Source organism: Paenibacillus sp. FSL R7-277 (genome assembly GCF_000517965.1).
GTDB lineage: Bacteria > Bacillota > Bacilli > Paenibacillales > Paenibacillaceae > Paenibacillus_AQ > Paenibacillus_AQ silagei.
Genome location: NZ_ASPX01000080.1, coordinates 706,804 through 726,687, shown reverse-complemented (window position 1 = coordinate 726,687; position 19,884 = coordinate 706,804). Strand labels below are relative to the sequence as shown.

The following is a 19,884-nucleotide window of genomic DNA, read 5'->3' as shown; positions in this document are numbered from 1 at the left end:
AAAGCTACAAACATAAAAAGAGGTGGATAAAGTGGAGGTTATTACTGAAGAGGGGACGGCAAAACGGTCCGGCAGCCCCGGGATAAGCAAGATGCGCAAGCAATCCTTTTACGACAATATTGCAGGGTATTTATTCATTGCCCCCATGCTCATTCTGACCGTAACGCTGGTAATTATTCCGATTCTCCTATCCGGTGTGATCAGCTTCTCGAACTGGAACTTTGTATCCGGGCTGGACGGGTTTCAATTTGTCGGTCTGGATAACTACACCCGGCTGGTGCAGGACGAGTCCTTTCACCGCTCGCTCTATAACAATCTGATCATGATTGCCGTCGTTCCGGTCGCGATGTTCCTGGCGCTGGTGCTGGCGGTGCTGATCAACAAGGCAACGTATTTCAAAACCTTTTTCAAAGTGATCTATTTCATGCCCTTCATCTCGAGCTTCGTGGCCATCGCCCTGCTCTGGAGAGTACTCTATCACCCGAACAACGGTCCGATCAACGGCTTCCTCAGATCTATAGGGTTCGAGCATCCGCCCATGTGGCTGGCTGATCCCAAGTTCGCCCTGATCTCGGTCATGATTATTATGGTGTGGACTTCACTCGGCTTCAATATGGTCATCTATCTGGCGGGCCTTCAGAATATCTCACGGGATCTGTATGAAGCCGCCGATGTGGACGGGGCCTCACCGCTCAGACAGTTCTTCAGAATTACACTGCCGATGCTGTCGCCTACATCCTTCTTCCTGCTTATCACAGGAGTTGTCGGGTCCTTCAAGGTCTTCGATCTGATTATGGTGTTAACCGGCGGCGGCCCGGCAGGCTCAACCTCTGTCATTGTCTATTACCTGTATGAGGTGGCGTTCGTGAATCTGGAGTCGGGCTATGCTTCGGCGATGGGCATTATTCTGCTGATCCTCATCCTGCTGGTGACCTTGTTTCAATGGGTCGGACAAAAGAAATGGGTCAACTACTAGGAGGTATACACATGCGATCGATCAAGCTTAACCGTGTTATTGTTACCGTTTTCATGGGGGCTGCGGGCATCCTGTTCATCATGCCGTTCTTATGGATGCTCTCCGCCTCCTTCAAGCCCGAGCTGGATGTGATGAAATATCCGATAGAATGGATTCCCTCGAAATGGAATGCGGTGGAGAACTACAAGCAGGTATGGGCGGGAGCCGTGCCGTTCACACTCTATTACTGGAACACGACGAAGGTTACCCTGATGTCTACAGCGCTGTCGCTGATTATTTCCGCTATGGCAGCTTACGGCTTCTCCAAAATCATTTTCAAAGGGCGGGATATTCTCTTCCTGGTTGTCCTTGCCACCTTCATGATTCCGACGCAGGCCATTCTGGTTCCGCAGTTCATTATGTACCGCTGGCTTGGACTGTTCGACAGCCATTTCGGGCTGGTGCTGCTTGCCGCCTCCGGCGTGCTGGGAACCTTCCTGCTGAGACAGTTCTTCCTGGGAATCCATGATGAAATTATTGAATCGGCGCGGATTGATGCAGCGGGCCACTGGACGATCTTCATGCGGATTGCCATGCCACTGGTGCAGCCAGCCCTTGCTACCTATATGATTCTCCGCTTTATCTGGACCTGGAATGATTACCAGAATCCGCTGATCTTCCTTCGTTCCGATTCATTGTTTACCCTGCAGCTGGGCATCCGGAAATTCGCTGATTTCAGCGGCGAGTTCTACTCCTTGATGATGGCAGGTGCCGTATCAGCCATTCTGCCATTGTTAATTATTTTCATGATCGGCCAGAAGCAGGTGATTGAGGGAGTTGCGATGGGCAGTGTCAAAGGCTAGACTAATTACATTACAGGGGGCCAAATCATGTCAAAAGTAAAACGCAATCTATTCATCGCTGTACCGCTGTTATCTCTGCTGGTATCCGGTTGCGGAGGCGCGGGCAATGCAGAGAAGGAGCCGGCGGCAACAGGTGCCGGAACAGGTGCAGAACAAGCGGTAACCATTAAGCTTAGCAACTGGTATGCCAAAAAAATGGACAACTGGGATATCGTCATTGCCGAGTTCGAGAAGCAGCATCCGAACATTAAGGTGGAGTTCGCCTCTGCAGAGGACAACAACTCCAACGAGTATTATAAGAAGCTCGACCTGGCGGTGGCCGGGGGCGATGATCTGGATATCCTCATGTTCAGTAACATGACCTTCCTGTCCCAGCGTGCAGGGCTCGGCATGATCCAGCCGCTGGATGATTATCTGGCCAAGGACGGCATTAATTTCAAGGATGAATATACAGCCGATACCAGCATTGACGGCAAAATCTATGGACTGCCCGGCAAGTCCTCCCAGGGTCTGGTCATTATCAATGAGGATCACCTGAAGGAGGCCGGACTTGAGCTGCCTAAGGATTGGACCTGGGATCAGTACATGGAGTACGCCAAGGCGATGACGAAGAAAAACGGTGATAAAACCCGCTACGGCACCTACTTCCACAGCTGGATTCAATATGGATACATGGTGCAGAACTTCGGTCAATCGGTGAATGCGAATCTGACCACCGATGACGGCAAAAAAGCTAATATCGATAATCCATTCATGCGTAAGTCGCTTGAGCTGCGTCTTCAGGGAGAAGCGGAAGGCTCTGCCACACCGTATTCCGAGGTGGTCAGCCAGAAGCTGAACTACAGACCGCAATATTTCAATCAGGATACAAGTATGCTGGTCACAGGCTCCTTCCTGATCCCGGAAACCGGGGGGACTGAGACCATTCCTGCCAGTTTCAAAACGGTGTTTGCTCCGACTCCCAAGCTGAATGCTGAAGATCCGATTGCAGCGAATGTGAGCGGGGATGTCCTGAGTATATACAGCAAATCGAAGCATAAAGACGAAGCCTACACCTTCCTCCGCTGGTTCTCCACCGAAGGGATTGTGCTGCAAGGCAAGAATATCCCATCCTGGAAAAAAGCCGATATGAATGATGTGGTCGACCGGATCATTGCAGGCAGCAAAAACCCGGAGATGATTGATAAAGCCTCCCTGCTCTATGTTCTGGAGAATACCAAAGCTACTACAGCAGCTACAGCCGTACCTTATCACGCCGAGCTGGAGAAAGTGCTGCTGGAGGAGTTCGATAAAATGATGCTGTCCGGTCAAAGTATCGATGATACGATTCAGCATGCACAAACCAAGATTCAGAAGATTATTGATTCCAAATCCTGAATAAAAGAGAACAGAAAGCAGATAGGAGTGTTGTTCATGCTGTATCCAATCATGACGGAAACCCGCAGTCTGTATGATCTGGGCGGGGTATGGAATTTCAAGCTGGACGATGGCTCCGGCTGGGACGAGAGCTGGCAGGCATCGAAGCTCACAGATACGATCCCTATGGTGGTGCCCTCGGCTTACAATGATCTTGGCGTAAGCCCGGAGATTCGTAATCATGTCGGCTGGGTCTGGTATGAGCGGGAGCTGTCCCTTCCGCGTAACGTCATGAATGAGCGGCTTGTCCTGAGGTTCGGGTCGGCGACCCATAAGGCGAAGGTATTTATCAATGGAAGCTTGGTGATGGAGCATGCCGGCGGCTTCCTTCCCTTCGAGGGAGTGATTAATGACTATATCCGGCCTGGAACGAACCGGCTGACGGTAGCTGTTCATAACGTCGTGGATTACACCACATTGCCTGTTGGCCTGTACACGGAGACCGAAGGGCCGGACGGGAAGGTGAAGGTGAAGAACCAGCCGAACTTTGATTTCTTCAACTTTGCCGGATTGCAGCGGCCGGTGCGGATCTACTCTACGCCACTCACCTTCGTTCAGGACGTCACTGTAGTGACCGATTATAAGGAGGAGCAGGGGGAGGAGAGGCAAGGGATAGTCCGCTATAGCGTGGACATTAGCGGCGAAGCCGAGGTCCGGGTTACGGTACTAGATGAAGATGGGAACACGGTCTGCTCAGGGACGGAGCCGTCCGGTGTACTGGATATTCCATCTGTCAGACTATGGCAGCCGCTGAACGCCTACTTGTACACCCTGAAGATTGAGCTTCTGCAAGCGGAGCAGGTGGTTGATGTCTATGAGCTGCCGTTCGGCGTGCGGACGGTCCAAGTGAGGGACGGACAGTTCCTGATCAATGGCGAGCCCTTCTACTTTAAGGGCTACGGCAGACATGAGGATACCCCGTTCCATGGACGGGGCCTGGATGAAGCGGCGAACATTATGGATTTCAATCTGATGAAATGGTCCGGGGCCAACTCCTTCCGCACGGCGCATTATCCGTATGCCGAGGAAGTGATGCGTCTGGCCGACCGTGAAGGCTTCGTCGTGATCAATGAGACCCCGGCGGTAGGCTTGGATCTTAATTTCCTGGTGATGTTCTCAGGAGGTTCGAAGAAGGATACCTGGGCAGAGGTCCAGACCTTCGAGCATCACCGGCAGGTGATCCGGGAGCTGATTAACCGGGATAAGAACCATGCCTGTGTAGTGATGTGGAATGTAGCGAACGAACCGGCCTCCTATGAGGATGGGGCATACGAATACTTCAAGCCGCTGATTGAGCAGCTGCGGGAGGAAGATCCGCAGCACCGTCCGGTGACCCTGGTGACGCATATTGAGGCATCCCCGGCGAACGATAGAATCTCCGAGCTGATCGATGTGCTGGCCTTCAACCGGTATTACGGCTGGTATGTGGACGGGGGAGACCTGGAGTCGGCGAAGGTCAAGCTGCGGATGGAGCTGGAAGCTTGGAGCCGGCGGTGCCCCGGCAAGCCGATGATGATGACCGAATACGGAACCGATACCGTAGCCGGACTGCATGATGTGGAGCCGATCATGTTCACAGAGGAGTATCAGGTGGCGTTCTACAAGGCTAACCACGAGGTCTTCGACGAGTTTGCCGGTTTCGTAGGTGAGCAGGTATGGAATTTCGCCGACTTTGCTACCAGCCAGGGTATTATCCGGGTGCAGGGGAACAAGAAAGGCATCTTCACCCGTGACCGCAAGCCCAAGGCGGCAGCCCACGAGCTGCGCCGGAGATGGACGGAGATACCGGATTTTGGGTATAAGAAGTAGATTGAGTTTAAGTTGCAACGTAAGTTTGCAAGCCTTCAAGATTGCAAGCCTCGAAGCCTCGAAGCTTGCAAGTCTCCAACCCTTCAAGCCTCCCGTTATGGGGGGCTTTTTTATACAATAACCCCCGGCTCGGCTGGGGGCCTTATGTGATACGTTGCAAGAGGGAAGGGCGGATATAGTTGGAAAAAAGGCACTTAATTTTGCCGAAATCGAGGGTTGAGGGCAAGCAGTTTGAAAAAGTACACTTAATTCCTGGAATCCGATGGATTTAGCAGAAGTCGGGCTGAGTAAGCTGCATTTTTCCAACTAATTAGTTTACGTACCCCTTTACCGCCAAATTAGATGTACAATTTCCACTTGTATAAGTCCGCCGCCATGAGTCAGACGCTGTAAGTCCCCCGCGCTCTCAACTGTAAGCAACACTCTCTCGAATCTGTAAATCCCCAGCCCACTAATGATCCAGTCCCGCCTTCCGCAGACACTGCGCCTGCCCGCTCCACTTCCCGCGAGACATTCTACAGTTCCTGTTTGGCGTATCTGCCCGGGGACATGCCGGCCACCTTGGTGAAGCTGCGGATGAAATTGGCATAATCGCTGAAGCCGGATTGATAACAGGCCTCGGTAATGCTAAGCCCGTCGCGGAGGCAGGCCTTGGCTAACGAAATCCGGCGGTCCAGGATATAGGAACGGAGCGTTAAGCCTGTATGCTGTTTGAACTGACGGCTAATATAGGTGCTGTTCAAATGAAAGGTGCTGCTAAGCTGCTCAAGCGTGAGATTCTGGCCCAGATGGGCATCAATATACTCCATGGTCCTGCGGACCAGCTCCGGCATGATATCTGCAGGAACGATGCTTGTTCTATGAAACACGGTGTTGGTCAGCACCAATAATTGAGCAAGCATGCTGTTGGCGAGGATATCTGCCCCATACGCATCCGATGAGAGGACCTCCTCCAGATCGCCGGTCAACCTGAGAGCCTGCTGAAGCTCGGCTTCCTCCAGATGCACGATGTTGCCCTTACCCTTCGGGCGGTGGTCGAAGCACCAGGATAGGGGAGTAGCCGGAGTAGACAGGCGGTGCAGATAAGATTTTTGGAGATTGATCGTAATCCGTTCATATTCCGATTCATCCTGGCTGAAGGAACGATGCATTTCTTCCGGATTCAGCACAAGCAGATCTCCGCGCTGCAGGTGGTAGCAGCTGTTCTCAATATAGAACTTGACGTTGCCGCGCAGAAATAAGTACAGCTCATACGCTTCATGGCGGTGATAGAAGGTTCCCATATTATAGGTGGTTGTCCTGTGCAGGTAGAGGTAATCTTTATGGATAGGGTCATAGCGAAGCTCAAATGGCTCGTTCATGGGTAACCTCCGGATCATTTTGCGCAATAATAACAGCGGAACCTGCAATGATTCTTCTCTGGAACTACTTTAAAATGACATTATCCTAGCATGCAGGAATATGATTTGCAACCCTTTTATCGTATTACAACAGACTGGAGGTCAGGATAGTGGAACTGATCATAACGGCAAGAAGCAAGGCTCAGGAAGATCCTGAATATACCGGACTTAACGGGCATGGACTGCATGCATCCGTTGAGATAACAGGCGGGACAGGCAGTGCACAGCATCCCTTTCAGGCTCATGTACAGATCACGAATCTGAACGACACGCCTTGGTCAGGCGTTATTCATGTGGAGTTGCCGTTCGCCAAGGCTGATCCGCGCTTTTTTCTTCCCGCGTTTATGTATGGGCGCAACCGCGGAGAGGCTCCGCAGAATGTTCCGAATGAGTTCCCGCGGCTTAGAGACGGCCAGCCCGCGCGTCCTTCTTCTTCCTGGTGGATGGTGCGCAGCGACCGGCTGTCGCATCCGGCGGCGCTGGTATACGACACTGGCAAAGTGTACGGATTATGCGCAAGCCCTTATTTTATATACAGGGAGGGAGAGAAGAGCCAGTGGAAGCCTGGGCTAGAGGGAGAGTTCTTGCAGTATGGCGGCTTCACCTGCTCACTTGCCAAGGGAACGGTCGGCTATACGCTGGGGTATGAGAATGCTCCGCTTCTGTTCATCAAATCGCGTCTTGTCAAGGAACGGGCAGCGCTGGAGAACTGCTTCGAACTGGCGGCCTCAGAGTCAGTAGCGTTCATGCTGGATTTGTATGACTACAAGGCTGAGTCTGAGCTAGGCATCAATGCTGCACTGGAAGAGATCTATTCCCGCTATCATCAGCCCCCAAGACCCGGGAGCGGGATCAGGAGCGCTGCGGCCGATCTGTCGAAGGCCATCTATCAGTATGCGTGGCTGCCTGAGGACCGGAGTTACACAACCTTTGTCTATGAGGACAAGGAGACGGGCGGGTACCGGTACAATAAAATCATCTCCATCAGCTGGACAAACGGTCTGACTGTAGCCACTCCTATGCTGATGGCTGCGCTGCGGCTGGGAGATGATCCTATGCGCGGGCAGGCGCTCTCCTGCATTGAGCATATCATCGGGAACTCCCTGAACCCGGCTTCCGGTCTTCCCTATGAGGCCTATCAGGACGGGAAATGGAGCATTCACGGCTGGTGGTTTGACGGGATGCGCACGCCTGGACATTCCGCTTATCTATGCGGACAGGCCTTGTTCTATATTATGAAGGCCTATGAATACGAGAAACGGCTCAAGCATGTCGTTCACGAGGAGTGGGTGGACTTCGTGCGGAAGATTCTCCCTGTACTGGAGAGAAGCCGGAATTCGGACGGTGAATACCCTACGATTCTCTCCGAGCGAACCGGTGCCGGGCTTGAATACGATTCCTTCAGCGGAACCTGGATCATGGCTGCCATAGCCTACTATAGCTGGCTAACCGGAAACCGGTCGCATCTGGACAGCCTGAAGCGCAGTGAGCGGCATTATTATGAGACCTATGTGAAGCGGATGGAATGTTATGGAGCGCCGCTTGATGCAGATAAGGCGGTAGATTCTGAAGGGATTCTGGCGTACATCAGAGCGGTCAGATATCTGCACGCCCTCACTGGGGATGAGCTGTATCTGGATCATATGAGAGATGCCCTTGCTTACGAGTTCACCTTCAAATTCGCTTATAATTCACCGGTTAAAGTGCCGCCGCTCAGCACAGTGGGCTGGTCAAGCTCCGGGGGGAGTGTGACCTCCGTCGCCAATCCGCATATTCATCCCATGTCGAGCAGCGTGGTAGATGAGCTGTGTTATTATGTGAAGCGGCGTGAAGATCCGTATGTGAAGCAGCGGATGCTGGATACCGTCGGCTGGGGCTGTCAGACCTACAACCGGTATGACCGGGAGTTCGATCACGGCTTGACGGGCTGGATGTCCGAGAGATTCTGCCATTCCGAGGGGCTGGTAACCGAGACCTACAGTGACGGTTCACCGGCCAGCACCTGGTTCTGCCTGATGCCTTGGGCCAGCGGCAGTATTATTGAAGGTCTGGTTGGTGAGTACTGGGAGGCGGACAGCGAGTAGCGCCAGTACGGACGGAAGACATACGCTAAGAGGATAACGGTTCCCGGTTCAGCGGGAGGTTGTCCTCTTTCTTTGTTTCAAAAGAGTGCCCGGGCACTTACGGCAGCATACCAGCCCGGTATCTGCCCGGGGACATACCGGCCACCTTGGTGAAGCTGCGGATGAAGTTGGCGTAATCGCTGAAGCCGGACAGCTCGCAGGCGGCCGCGACACTCTTGCCGGAGGTAAGGTGGCTCATGGCCAGGGAGACGCGCTTGTTAACGATATAGGAGCGGACGGTAAGTCCCGTGTGCTCTTTGAACTGCTGGCTTATATATTTGCCGCTGTAATGAAATTCCTGCTCCAGCTGGGCGGAGTAAATCGGTTCGAGCAGATGCTCCTCGATGTAAGCCATCGTCCGGCGGACAAGCTCCGGCATGAGATTATGCGGCAGAGCGGCGGAGGACTGCTGCAGAGTGTTGATGAATACAAGCAGCCGGGTGGCATAGGAATCGGCCAGCAGATCCTGTCCGTACTCCTCGGAGTGCAGGCTATAGATCAATTGGTCCGCCAGTCTGGAATAGAAGGCGCACTGGTCGCGGGAGAGCCGGATCAGCGTGTTCAGCCCCGAGGGAAAGGCGTTGAAGCAGGCCAACAGGTTCGTGCGGCTGCTGGATAGCCGCCGCAGGGCGGATCTTCGCAGGTTCAGCCCGATCCGTTCATAGGTCTGGTTGTCGGCACAGACACAGCGGTGCATCTCACCTGGACGGATCAGAATCAGATCGCCGGGGGAGAGCTTGTAGCAGGACTGCTCCACATACATATAGGTATTGCCTCTCAGGAACAGGTAGATTTCGTAGGCATCGTGCCGGTGGTAAGGCTGAGCCGGGCTGAGCTGCTCCGTGGTGGTTGATTTGTGGAAGCAGATCATTTCTTCGGGGATCGGGGTGAACACATACTGGGCAAGCTGCTCCATGGCATCCATTCCTTTAATTGGATATATAAGGATTATCGGTATCCGCGCAATATAGTATCGCTGATATGCAACGACGACATATCAACTATTTAATATAATACAGGAATAGGAAGCGCTTGCAAGTGTTGCAAGGGAAAAGGACAAGCCTGTACAGGGTACAGCTGCCGCTTCGATTAGACAGGAGGTGCGACCAGAGGCAGAATTCGGCAGGAATGTTGTGCAGAAATCATATAATAAGGAGATGAAGCAATGAAATCAACGTTTAAAAAATCACTATGTACCTTGCTGGCAACGGTAACTATGTTGTCTATGCTGGTGGTGCCACCGCCACCCAAAGTTTCAGCAGCCAGCGATGTTACGGTCAATCTGTCCGCCCAGAAGCAGGTGATCCGCGGGTTCGGCGGCATTAACCATCCGAACTGGATCGGGGATCTGACCGCCGCGCAGCGGGAGACCGCCTTCGGGAACGGGGCGAACCAGTTGGGATTCTCCATTCTGAGAATCTCTGTGGACGAGAACAAGAACAACTGGTATAAGGAGCTGGATACGGCCAAGGCAGCCGTTGCCAAAGGAGCCATCGTTTTTGCTTCGCCGTGGAATCCGCCTAGCAGCATGACGGAGACCTTCAACCGCAACGGGAATACCTCAGCCAAGCGTCTCAAATATAACCAGTACGGCGCATACGCCCAGCATCTGAATGACTTCGTGACGTACATGAAGAATAACGGGGTTAACCTGTATGCGATCTCGGTGCAGAACGAACCGGACTATGCCGAGACCTGGACCTGGTGGACACCTGCCGAAGTCCTGAACTTTATGAAGAATTATGCCGGTTCCATCAATTGCCGGGTCATTGCTCCTGAGTCCTTCCAATATCTAAAGAATATGTCTGACCCGATTCTGAATGACTCCCAGGCGCTGGCCAATATGGACATTCTGGGTGCGCATTTGTATGGAACACAGGTGAACAACTTTGCCTATCCGCTCTTCAAGCAGAAGGGTGCAGGCAAAGAGCTGTGGATGACCGAGGTCTATTACCCGAACAGCAATAACAACTCGGCCAACCTGTGGCCGGAAGCGCTGGAAGTAGCCTACCATATGCACAATGCGCTGGTGGAAGGGGATTTCCAGGCTTATGTATGGTGGTATATCCGCCGCCAATACAGCCCGATGAATGAAGACGGCACGATCAGTAAGCGCGGGGACAGCATGGCCCAGTTCTCCAAGTTCGTCCGCCCGGGTTATGTAAGAGTTGATGCTACGAAGAACCCTAACACCAATGTCTATGTCTCGGCTTACAAGGGCAGTAACAAGGCAGTGATTGTCGCTATTAATAAAAGCACTTCGGCGGTCAGCCAGCGGTTCGTCCTGCAAAATGGCTCCGCATCGAGTGTGTCCCCATGGACCACAGACGCCAGCCGCAAGGTAGCCGCCGGCTCTAACATTAATGTGTCGAACGGCGCTTTCACCGCCCAACTGCCTGCGCTTAGTGTAACTACCTTTGTAGCCACACTCGGAAGCAGCAAAAGCTCAGTAACGGATGCAATCTATGACATTGAAGTAGATCCCGCCTTGGCTGAGGAAGTTCTTGCCCAGTAGAATACAGTCGCAGCATTTATGACTTAACCGAAGATAGAATCAGCATCCCGGCCTGTGAATCGCAGCTTGTATAGTGCGCTTACAGGCCGGGATTTTTGGTGCTTTCGGGTCATCGTTTAAATTTGAAAGAGAATAGTGTTATTTTAAAATGAATCGTGCATCCTTCTTCTATAAATGTACAATCTGATTTGTTAGGATATTACCAGGCAAAACAATGTAAGCGCATACAAGAGGAGGAATCTCTAGGATGAGTAAAAAGATCAGGAGAAAGGCACTCTCAGTTTCAATGGCTGGTGTGCTGCTGCTATCAGTCATTACCCCTATGCCATTCTCTAACACGCTTCAAGCTGCTCCGGCTGCTGCCATGCAGGCTGCTATTGCTCCGGCACAGGTAACCGCCGATTGGTACAAGAGCTATCAGACGATGGATGGCGTAGGAGCCGCCTATGCGTATACGGATTCCGTCCATATGCTGCAGCTCGCTTCGGCCGGCCATCAGGATACGGTCCGGCATCTGCTGGATCTGACCTTCAGTGAACAGAAGGGTACAGGTCACGACATTGTCCGGGTGATCATCGGTGACAACGGCGGCCTGACGACTTCCGGGGCTACTGCGGCAAGCCCGGGGTTCAACCCGCTCACCAGTCTCCTGGCCGATGTGAATAATCCCGGCTTTGACATTGAGGGGAATGCCATTCCCATGCGTGGAACAGCAGGACAATACGGCTACAAGATCGAAGCGGAGAACCGCTATTATGACGGCAATACCGACAGCATCTGGCCGGTTGAACCGGAGCATGCTCCTGGAACGCTTGTACCTGTGCAAGACTTTGTATGGGATTATCCCTCCTGGAATCAGCCGATCGGCAATGACGACGGCGGCCCGACCAATCTCCTCAGTAAGCCCGGTGAACAGCCTGTAGTCATCAAGAATTCCCCGCGTACCCGCAAAGAGCTGTTCGATATCGATCAGGTCTGGACCATGCGCCAGGCACAGCAGTATGGCGTCAAGCAATTCTACGCCTGCACCTGGACCGTACCCTACTGGATGAGCCAGTCCAACACCAATTCTCCAAGCAAAATTGTCCGTGGCGACATCGCCACCATTGGCGGAAAACCAGTCAAAATATACTATCAGGCCTATGCAGATTATCTTGTCAATTATATCCGCGGTATGTGGGAGCAGTATGGGATTCCGGTTACCCACATCAATCCCTTCAACGAAGTCGATCTGGCGGGCGGCTCAGCCGCTTACGTTACGGAATTGATTAACGGTTACATCGGACCTGCCTTGAAAAAATCGATGCAGCCTGGCGGCGACCTCTATGATATTAAGAACCCGGAAGGCAAGCTCATTGACTTCATTCCCCAGCTAGCCGCAGTGGACGGCACCAATCTGGGCGCTTCCTTAAGCAGAGGCGGCGAGGTGTTCTCGCAGACGGACCCGGATAATGCGCTCGACAAGAATCCCTATCTCGATGTATTCACTACCCATCTCTACGGTACAGTTGGCATCGGTACGGATGAGAACAAGCTGTACCACACCGGGGATTTCTCCAAGAATCCTCTGGATTATACCAAGGATGGAAGCAAGTATCCCGAATATCTTACTAAGTATAAGCTCTGGCAGGCAGAATTCATGAACCAGGACACCGCTGACGGTTCGGCTGGAGCGTATACGCAGCGCTACGGCAATCAGAATATCAATGACGCCGTACGCTGGTCCAATCTGATGACCAATATGTTCACCAGCAACCCGGGCTTCACCGGCTTTGTCTGGTGGAGCATGTGGGACAGCAACGGCGCGGACGGCTCTGACCTGATCCGCTTCGTGACGACCAACTCCCAGCAGGAGCCGGGACGGATCAGCACACTGACGGGGGAATACCGGTTGTTCAAGCGCTTTTACAGCTACGGGCATTTCTCCCGGTTCATGAATCCCGGCGATGTGCGCTTTGAGGTTACACGCGTACCGGCGCCTGATCTGAATGTGGTCGGCTTCAAGAATCCGGCTACGGGTGATTTCTCGATGACGATATCCAATGCCAACAATGATGACAGCGTTCAGCCGCTGGAATTCAATCTGAAGGACTTCCCGGCAGGAACAGATAGTGTGACGGTATTCCGCACCTCGGGAAGCGAGAACCAGAAGAAGCTGGGTACGATTCCTGTATCGGGCGGCAAATTCGTCATTAATATTCCGCCCGCCAGCGTTGTGACGGTTGTTCCGTCCAAGGGAACCTTTGCCACTTATCAGGGGCTGGACGGGGAGCGCGATATCTTCTCCACGCTGGAAGCAGAGGGGAATGACAACAGTGTGCCCGGCGACAGTGCAGGCCAAGCAGGCCGTGCCAATGAGGCAGTGACACTGGGTGCAGGCGGTTATCTCGCTTACAACAATGTGAATTTTGCAGACGGCTCGGCGAACGGCGGTGTGGTCCGCAGACACTTGCTGTATCTTACCGCCCAGACGAAGTCGGCGCAGGGAGGCAAGCTTGCTGCTTATGTGCTTCCGGTGGGAACCCCTGCCGGCAGCAGCGCCGATATCCTGTCCCAAGGTACGCGGGTCGCAGAGATTCCGGTACCGGCCAATGACAGCTACGGCAAATTCCAGGACATGGTCGATACAGGCGATCTTAGTGCTTACGGCCATAAGGATCTGTATATCGTGGCCGAACCGAATGGGACTGCGGGTACGATCACCGTTGACCGCTTCCTGTTCGGAGCAGGCGATTCCGACTGGAGTACTGCCGCCAACAATTCTACAGTATCCATTCCGGGCAATCTGCTGCTCAACGGGGATTTTGATACGGCAACCGCTTCCAATACAGACAACTGGTCTGCCGGACGTTACAACAAGGGAACCTTTGAGCCTGCTGCTGCAGGACCAGTGTTAACGGCGGATACCATACAAAGCTATTCGGGGCTGTCACGTTACTTGAAGAACAGCTCGACCTCGAAGGTTGCCGGTTCCAGCAAGCTTGCTGGCCGCATCGACGCTGCGCAGCAGTATGATGGAATGTGGCAGGATGTTACCGGTAAGCTGAACAAGGGAGAGAGCTATAACTTCAAGGGCTACTTCCTCTCGATGATGAGCCGCCCGGACAGCTATGATGTTGCTGCAGAGCATCCGGGTGATGTCGAAGCGGCGCTGGTGTATTACGACGGGAACGGGAATCAGCTCGGAATGACTCCGATCAATGGCCGCGATATGCCTGAACCGTACGCCGCCCGTGAAGCCGGTGATCCTGCATACTGGGCGGGCGGCAAGTTCGTCGGACGCATTCTTGAGGGCGGGCCGCTTAGCTTAAGCTCCTTCCAGCCCGTGGATGTGAAGGTGGCAGACTGGCATGAGACGCCTAATCAGCCATTCACGTATGAGGAACCCGCAGGCACAGCGAAGGTGGTCCTGGCGGTGTATGCGAAGGATGCGAACATCCTGTATGCTGACCAAATGTCGCTTACTCCTGAGGCGGTCGTGTCGCACAACCTCTTTATTGATGGCGTTCAGCCGTCTGATTTTGACGAAGCGAAGCATGAATATAAATATACAGTCACCGGGAACGCCATTCCGAAGGTTACAGCGGTAACCAGCGATCCGGCTGAGCTTGTGAGTATCTCGCAGGCGGACAGTGCGCAGGGCACGGCAGTGGTCCGGTTCGTCAAAGGAGAACAGATCAAGACTTATAAAATCCTCTTCAGTACGAACGAGGTGGTTGATTTCTCGAATGGACTTCCGGCAGGCTGGGAGGTCGTGAATCCGGCTGATCCGCTGAACGCACTTAGCTATAGTGCTGAGGGTGCGGCCATCCAGACCTTGAAGAGCGATACGGACTATCCGGGCAGCCATAATATGCTGCAGATGCCGGGCTCTGCTGAAGGCAACTGGACGCTGACAGCGAAGCTCACCGTTGACAAACCGCTGAATGATCCGTCCATGGGTGAGAATGCCCAGGTTGGACTTGGCATCAGCGCTACTGCAAGCGGAGAATTTTACAGAATCAATGCAAGGAAGGTCAGCAGCAATATCAAAGTCAATAATTCAGGCAAAATTGGCACCCAATCCTTCACCAACAATACGAACCAGACTAACCTGAGCGGTACTAATTATTTCTTGCGGATTGTAAAAGAAGGCAATGTGGTGCAAGGCTATTTCTCCACAAACAGTGGTGCTTCCTGGCTGGCGATGGGGAATCCTTCAACGTATACCCCGGACTTCTTCAAGGATGCCAAGGTGCAGTTGTACGGAACCAATACGAGCGCTGTAACGGACTTCAAAGTCACCTTCTCGGGGGTTACCCTGGTGAAGACCCTGGGAGAGACGGGGGAAATTACTGCAGATCAACAGGCTGTAGAGGAAGCGGCGGCCTTGATTGGCAACCGGATTACCGTTCCTAATGCAGTGGAGGGTGAAGATAACACTAAGCTGATGGCCAAAGCGCAGGCGATTCTGGATGGCAATGAAGCGCTGAAGCAACTGGGAGTGAAGACCGCTATTACTCTCCAGGGAGGCGGATTCACGCTGACTGTAACTAAGGGAAGTGTCAGTGTAAAGGTCAGCCCGTTCACTATTGCAGCGGGGATGAAGGCGGTAAGAGATTTCGAGGATGGGACCGTGCAAGGCTTCCAGCCGAAGGGAAGTGCTGGCGTGAAGCTGGATCTTACCAAGGAAGCTAACCACACCACGGGCGGCGCTTATGCCCTGAAGGTCACAGGCAGAGCGGCTAACCCGGACGGACCTGCGGTCCAGGTCAAGGATGCCGTCACCATCGGCAACGAGTACAAAGCGGCGGTATGGGTTAAGCTGATCAGCCCGGCAAGCGCACAGCTCAAGCTGACGGCACAGGTCAATGCACCTACGCCGTACTATGTCAGTCTGGCTACACAGACGGTCAGTGCAGGCGGAGACTGGGTGAAGCTGGAGGGAACCTACCGTTATCTGCATGATGATGTCACTTTATATGTAGAGAGCCCTAATAGCACTACTGCATCTTACTATATCGATGATTTCAGCTTCACAGACACTGGTCTGGAGAGCATTCTTCCGCTCCAAGAAGTGTATAAGAACGACTTCCTGCTCGGCAATATACCCGGCACTAATGATCTTAATCCGGGCAACGGGCAGAATGCGTTCTTCAATTACCACTTCAATGCCGTGACCTTCGAGAACGAGATGAAGCCGGACGCGCTGCAGAAGACCAAAGGTACCTTTACCTTCAACAAATCAGACGATATGGTTGCCAAATCCCGGGCGATGGGGGCGGAGGTCCATGGGCATGTGCTGGTATGGCATAGCCAGACTCCGGCGTGGTTCACGCAGCAGGTGGATGCCTTAGGCAATGCCGTGAAGGATGGGACGGGGAATCCGGTCTATCTCAGCCGCAGTGAGGCACTGGCAAATATGAAAACCCATATCCGTACGGTCATGGAGCATTACAAGGATTCGGTGATCTCCTGGGATGTGGTCAATGAGGCGATGCAGGATGGTCCTCCGGCCGTAACGGACTGGAAGGATGCGCTGCGTAAGTCACCTTGGTACTATTCTGTCGGCCCTGACTTTGTAGAGCAGGCATTCCTTGCCGCCAGGGAAGTGCTGGATGAGCATCCGTCGTGGAATATCAAGCTGTATTACAATGATTTCAACGATGATTTCCCGGAGAAGCGGGATGCCATCTATGACATGGTCAAAGAGATCAATGACCGTTATGCGCTGGCCCATCCCGGCAAGCTGCTGGTTGACGGCATCGGGCTGCAATCCCACTACGACATGAGAACCAAGCCTGCCAATGTGGAAGCGGCGATTGAGAAATATGCTTCCCTGGGCGTGGAGCTCTCCATCAGCGAGCTGGATGTGCTGGCAGGCATGAATTATTCCCTCTCAGCAGAGTGGGCAGAGAAGCAGGCGAACCTGTATGCCCAATTGTTCCAGATCTACAAGAAGCATGCGGATGTAATCGCGCGTGTCACCCTTTGGGGATATGCAGACAGCGCGAGCTGGAGAGCAGGTCAGAATCCGTTGCCGTTCATCAGCTCGCTGGCACCGAAGCCGGCGTATTATGCCATCCTTGATCCTGAGAAGTATCTGGCCGGGCATCCGCTCTATGTGACTCCAGAGACTAAGAGCTCTACGGCGCTGTATGGTACCCCTGACATTGATGGAAGCATAGACGACCTCTGGGCGAATGCGCCGGAGATCCAGATTGACAATCATCTGATGGCGACATCGGAGACCACAGGAACCGCCCGGACGCTGTGGGATGAAGAGAATCTCTATGTGCTGTTCCAGGTCAAAGATACGCAGTTAAGCAAAGCCAGCACGGATAAGACGAAGCAGGACTCCGTGGAAGCTTATGTGGACGAAGACCGTATCAACGCCTGGCCGTACCGCGAGGATGACGGGCAATACCGGGTCAACTATGCCGGAGAGCAGTCCTTCAAGTTCCTCAGTAATTCGACACCGGCGGTCTCACCGGGATTTGAATCGGCGGCGGTAACCGAAGGGACGGCTTATACGGTGGAGATGAAGATTCCATTCCGCACACTGAGGCCGGAGAACGGGACACAGATCCGGTTCGATGCGCAGGTGAACAATGCAACCGGATCCAATCTGATCGGCGTAGCTACCTGGAATGATCTGCTGGGCCGGGCTGCGAAATCAACAGAGGTGTTCGGCAACCTTACTCTCAGCGGCAAGGGAGACGCAGCTCCGCCTGTGTGGGCTGAGGGAAGCAAGCTTGAAGCCACCGGTATTACGCCTACAGGAGTTACCTTATCGTGGCCGGCTGCAATGGATAATCTGGGTGTTACCGGATACCGCATCTACAATGGGATCGATTCCGAGCCGGTGCTTGTAACCGGTATCGAACCGGTGGAGACCGCAACCGGAGCCGTATATCGTTATGAGGTAGCTGGACTGCTGCCGAACACGTCATATACCTTCAAGGTAGAGGCAGGCGATGCAGCGGGGAACTGGAGTAAGGACGGACCGTACGTTATAGTGACCACCCTTCCAGGTGAAGACATCACGCCGCCGGTCTGGGCGGAAGGAAGCACGCTTGCCGCTTCCGGTATCACGAGTAGCGGACTGACGCTGACCTGGTCGGCTACGGCCACAGATGACAGCGGCATCTACGGGTACCGGATTACGAATGGAACCGGAGATAAGCCGATTACGGTTACAGATGCTGTGTATACGGAGACCGTAACCGGTGCTGTATACAGTCATCAAGTAACGGGATTACAGCCGGGTAAGCAGTATACGTTCAAAGTAGAAGCGGGAGACACGGGCGGTAATTGGAGCGAGGGCGGGCCTTCTGTGTCAGCAACGACACTGCCTGCTACCGACACCACACCTCCGGTCTGGATGGAGGGAAGCAAGCTTGAAGCTTCACGGATCACAGCATCCGGTCTGACACTAACCTGGACGCGGGCTGCTGACGATACGGGAGTGACCGGCTACAAAGTCAATAGGGGAGCAGAGGAAATCGCTGCGTTGTCTGGAACAGAGCTGCGGTACGAGGTAACCGGGCTTGCCGCGGGAACAGAGTATCATTTCTCGGTGCAGGCCGGGGATGAAGCCGGGAACTGGAGCAAGAATGGTCCTGCCCTCTCTGTAACTACGCTGAAAGACAGCGGCGGTCCGTCTGAGCCGACGCCAACACCAACAACAAGACCAACACCGACACCGATGCCGACGCCAACACCAGTACCGACGTCAGTACCAACATCAACAGCTACGCCAACACCGACACCAACATCGACGCCGGGAGCAACAGGTACACCGGCTGCGTCACAGACACCAGCACCTACGCAGACACCAGCACCTACGCAGACACCAGTGCCAAGCAGCCCGTTCAAAGATGTAGGTGCCAAATACAGCTGGGCTTCGGAGGCGATTGACACACTGTACAGTCTGGGCATCATCCAAGGAACCTCCGCGGCCACCTTCAGCCCGGAGAAGAACATTACGAGAGCGGACTTTGTGCTGCTGGTAGTGAGAGCATTGGGTCTCGAAGCGGGATCCGGTTCCGGCTTTGCAGACGTAAGCCAGGGAGCCTACTATTATGAAGCGCTCAGTATTGCGAAGCAGCTGGGGATTATCAATGGAACAGACGGCAGCAACTTCAATCCGAAGGGCGAAATCTCGCGGCAGGATATGATGGTGATTGCAGCCAGAGCCTTGAAGGTGGTGAACAAATTATCTGCCGGCGGCAGTGCCGGAGACCTGGTCGGCTACACAGATAGAATGAAGGTGGCGAAGTATGCCATTGATAGTGTAGCGGCACTGGTCCAAGAGGGAATTGTCCGGGGAGACGGGAAATCCCTTCATCCCACCGGAACAGCCACGCGGGCGGAAGCTGCTGTCATGATCTTCCGGATATTGCAGAAGTAACACTCCATAGTTAGATCCGTAGAAGCACAACCCTTATGGCAGTCAACGTCTACAGACATCGGAAGATGGGATAGACGTTGGCTGGCCGGAGGGTTTTTTGAGTAGTATGAAGGCTAACAAGAACGGAATTAGTTGGATAATGTACACTTGCTGATGAACCAATAGACTCTATTACAATAGCAGTTGGGAAAAATACACTTAATTTATCCCATTTCATCCAAAGTAGCGGAACTGGAAAAATTAGATGCTGTTTATCCACTTGCTTCCGGACATTTCACGGAAACCGGCGAATTAAGATACACTTTTCCATTTGTTTACTGCTTGAATTACTCAACTATCCATCCTCTCTAATACATAGCATCGGGCATCCCGCATCCCGCAACTCTGGGTCTTCCCGCCCAGACCTGCCGC

Annotated in this window: 9 protein-coding genes; 7 read left to right on the top strand and 2 right to left on the bottom strand. The window is 53.4% G+C overall.

The window, feature by feature from the left end:
* Positions 1-91 precede the first annotated feature (91 nt).
* The 4 genes from C173_RS25310 to uidA are packed head-to-tail and all read left to right on the top strand — an operon-like array spanning position 92 to position 5,043.
* Entirely contained in the window at positions 92-976 is an 885-nt protein-coding gene (locus C173_RS25310; protein ID WP_081751333.1) for a carbohydrate ABC transporter permease, read from the top strand.
* Between the two features lie 11 nt (positions 977-987).
* Positions 988-1,818, top strand: coding sequence for a carbohydrate ABC transporter permease (locus C173_RS25305; RefSeq protein ID WP_036729963.1), 831 nt, complete (start codon positions 988-990; stop codon positions 1,816-1,818).
* 27 nt (positions 1,819-1,845) lie between these two features.
* The gene (locus tag C173_RS25300) at positions 1,846-3,195 is read left to right on the top strand and encodes an ABC transporter substrate-binding protein (RefSeq protein ID WP_051478369.1); all 1,350 of its coding nucleotides are present in this window, start codon (positions 1,846-1,848) and stop codon (positions 3,193-3,195) included.
* A 36-nt stretch (positions 3,196-3,231) separates the two neighbouring features.
* On the top strand, positions 3,232-5,043 hold the full coding sequence (gene uidA, locus C173_RS25295; RefSeq protein WP_036729957.1) for a beta-glucuronidase: 1,812 nt from the start codon (positions 3,232-3,234) through the stop codon (positions 5,041-5,043).
* A gap of 515 nt (positions 5,044-5,558) precedes the next feature.
* On the opposite strand, the gene C173_RS25290 is transcribed toward uidA, so the two are convergent.
* Positions 5,559-6,404: an AraC family transcriptional regulator gene (locus C173_RS25290; RefSeq protein WP_036729954.1), complete on the bottom strand. Its 846-nt coding sequence runs from the start codon at positions 6,402-6,404 to the stop codon at positions 5,559-5,561.
* A 149-nt stretch (positions 6,405-6,553) separates the two neighbouring features.
* Between C173_RS25290 and C173_RS25285 the strand changes: the two genes are divergently transcribed.
* Positions 6,554-8,527, top strand: coding sequence for a hypothetical protein (locus C173_RS25285; RefSeq protein WP_036729951.1), 1,974 nt, complete (start codon positions 6,554-6,556; stop codon positions 8,525-8,527).
* Between the two features lie 97 nt (positions 8,528-8,624).
* Here C173_RS25285 and C173_RS25280 read toward each other — a convergent pair whose 3' ends face one another.
* A complete protein-coding gene (locus tag C173_RS25280; RefSeq protein ID WP_081751327.1) occupies positions 8,625-9,491 on the bottom strand; it encodes an AraC family transcriptional regulator in 867 nt (288 codons plus the stop codon).
* A 240-nt stretch (positions 9,492-9,731) separates the two neighbouring features.
* Between C173_RS25280 and C173_RS25275 the strand changes: the two genes are divergently transcribed.
* Positions 9,732-11,081, top strand: coding sequence for a glucuronoxylanase (locus C173_RS25275; RefSeq protein ID WP_036729945.1), 1,350 nt, complete (start codon positions 9,732-9,734; stop codon positions 11,079-11,081).
* Positions 11,082-11,328: 247 nt separating this feature from the next.
* Positions 11,329-19,473, top strand: a complete 8,145-nt coding sequence (locus C173_RS33065; protein ID WP_081751326.1) for an endo-1,4-beta-xylanase — start codon at positions 11,329-11,331, stop codon at positions 19,471-19,473.
* Positions 19,474-19,884 lie beyond the last annotated feature (411 nt).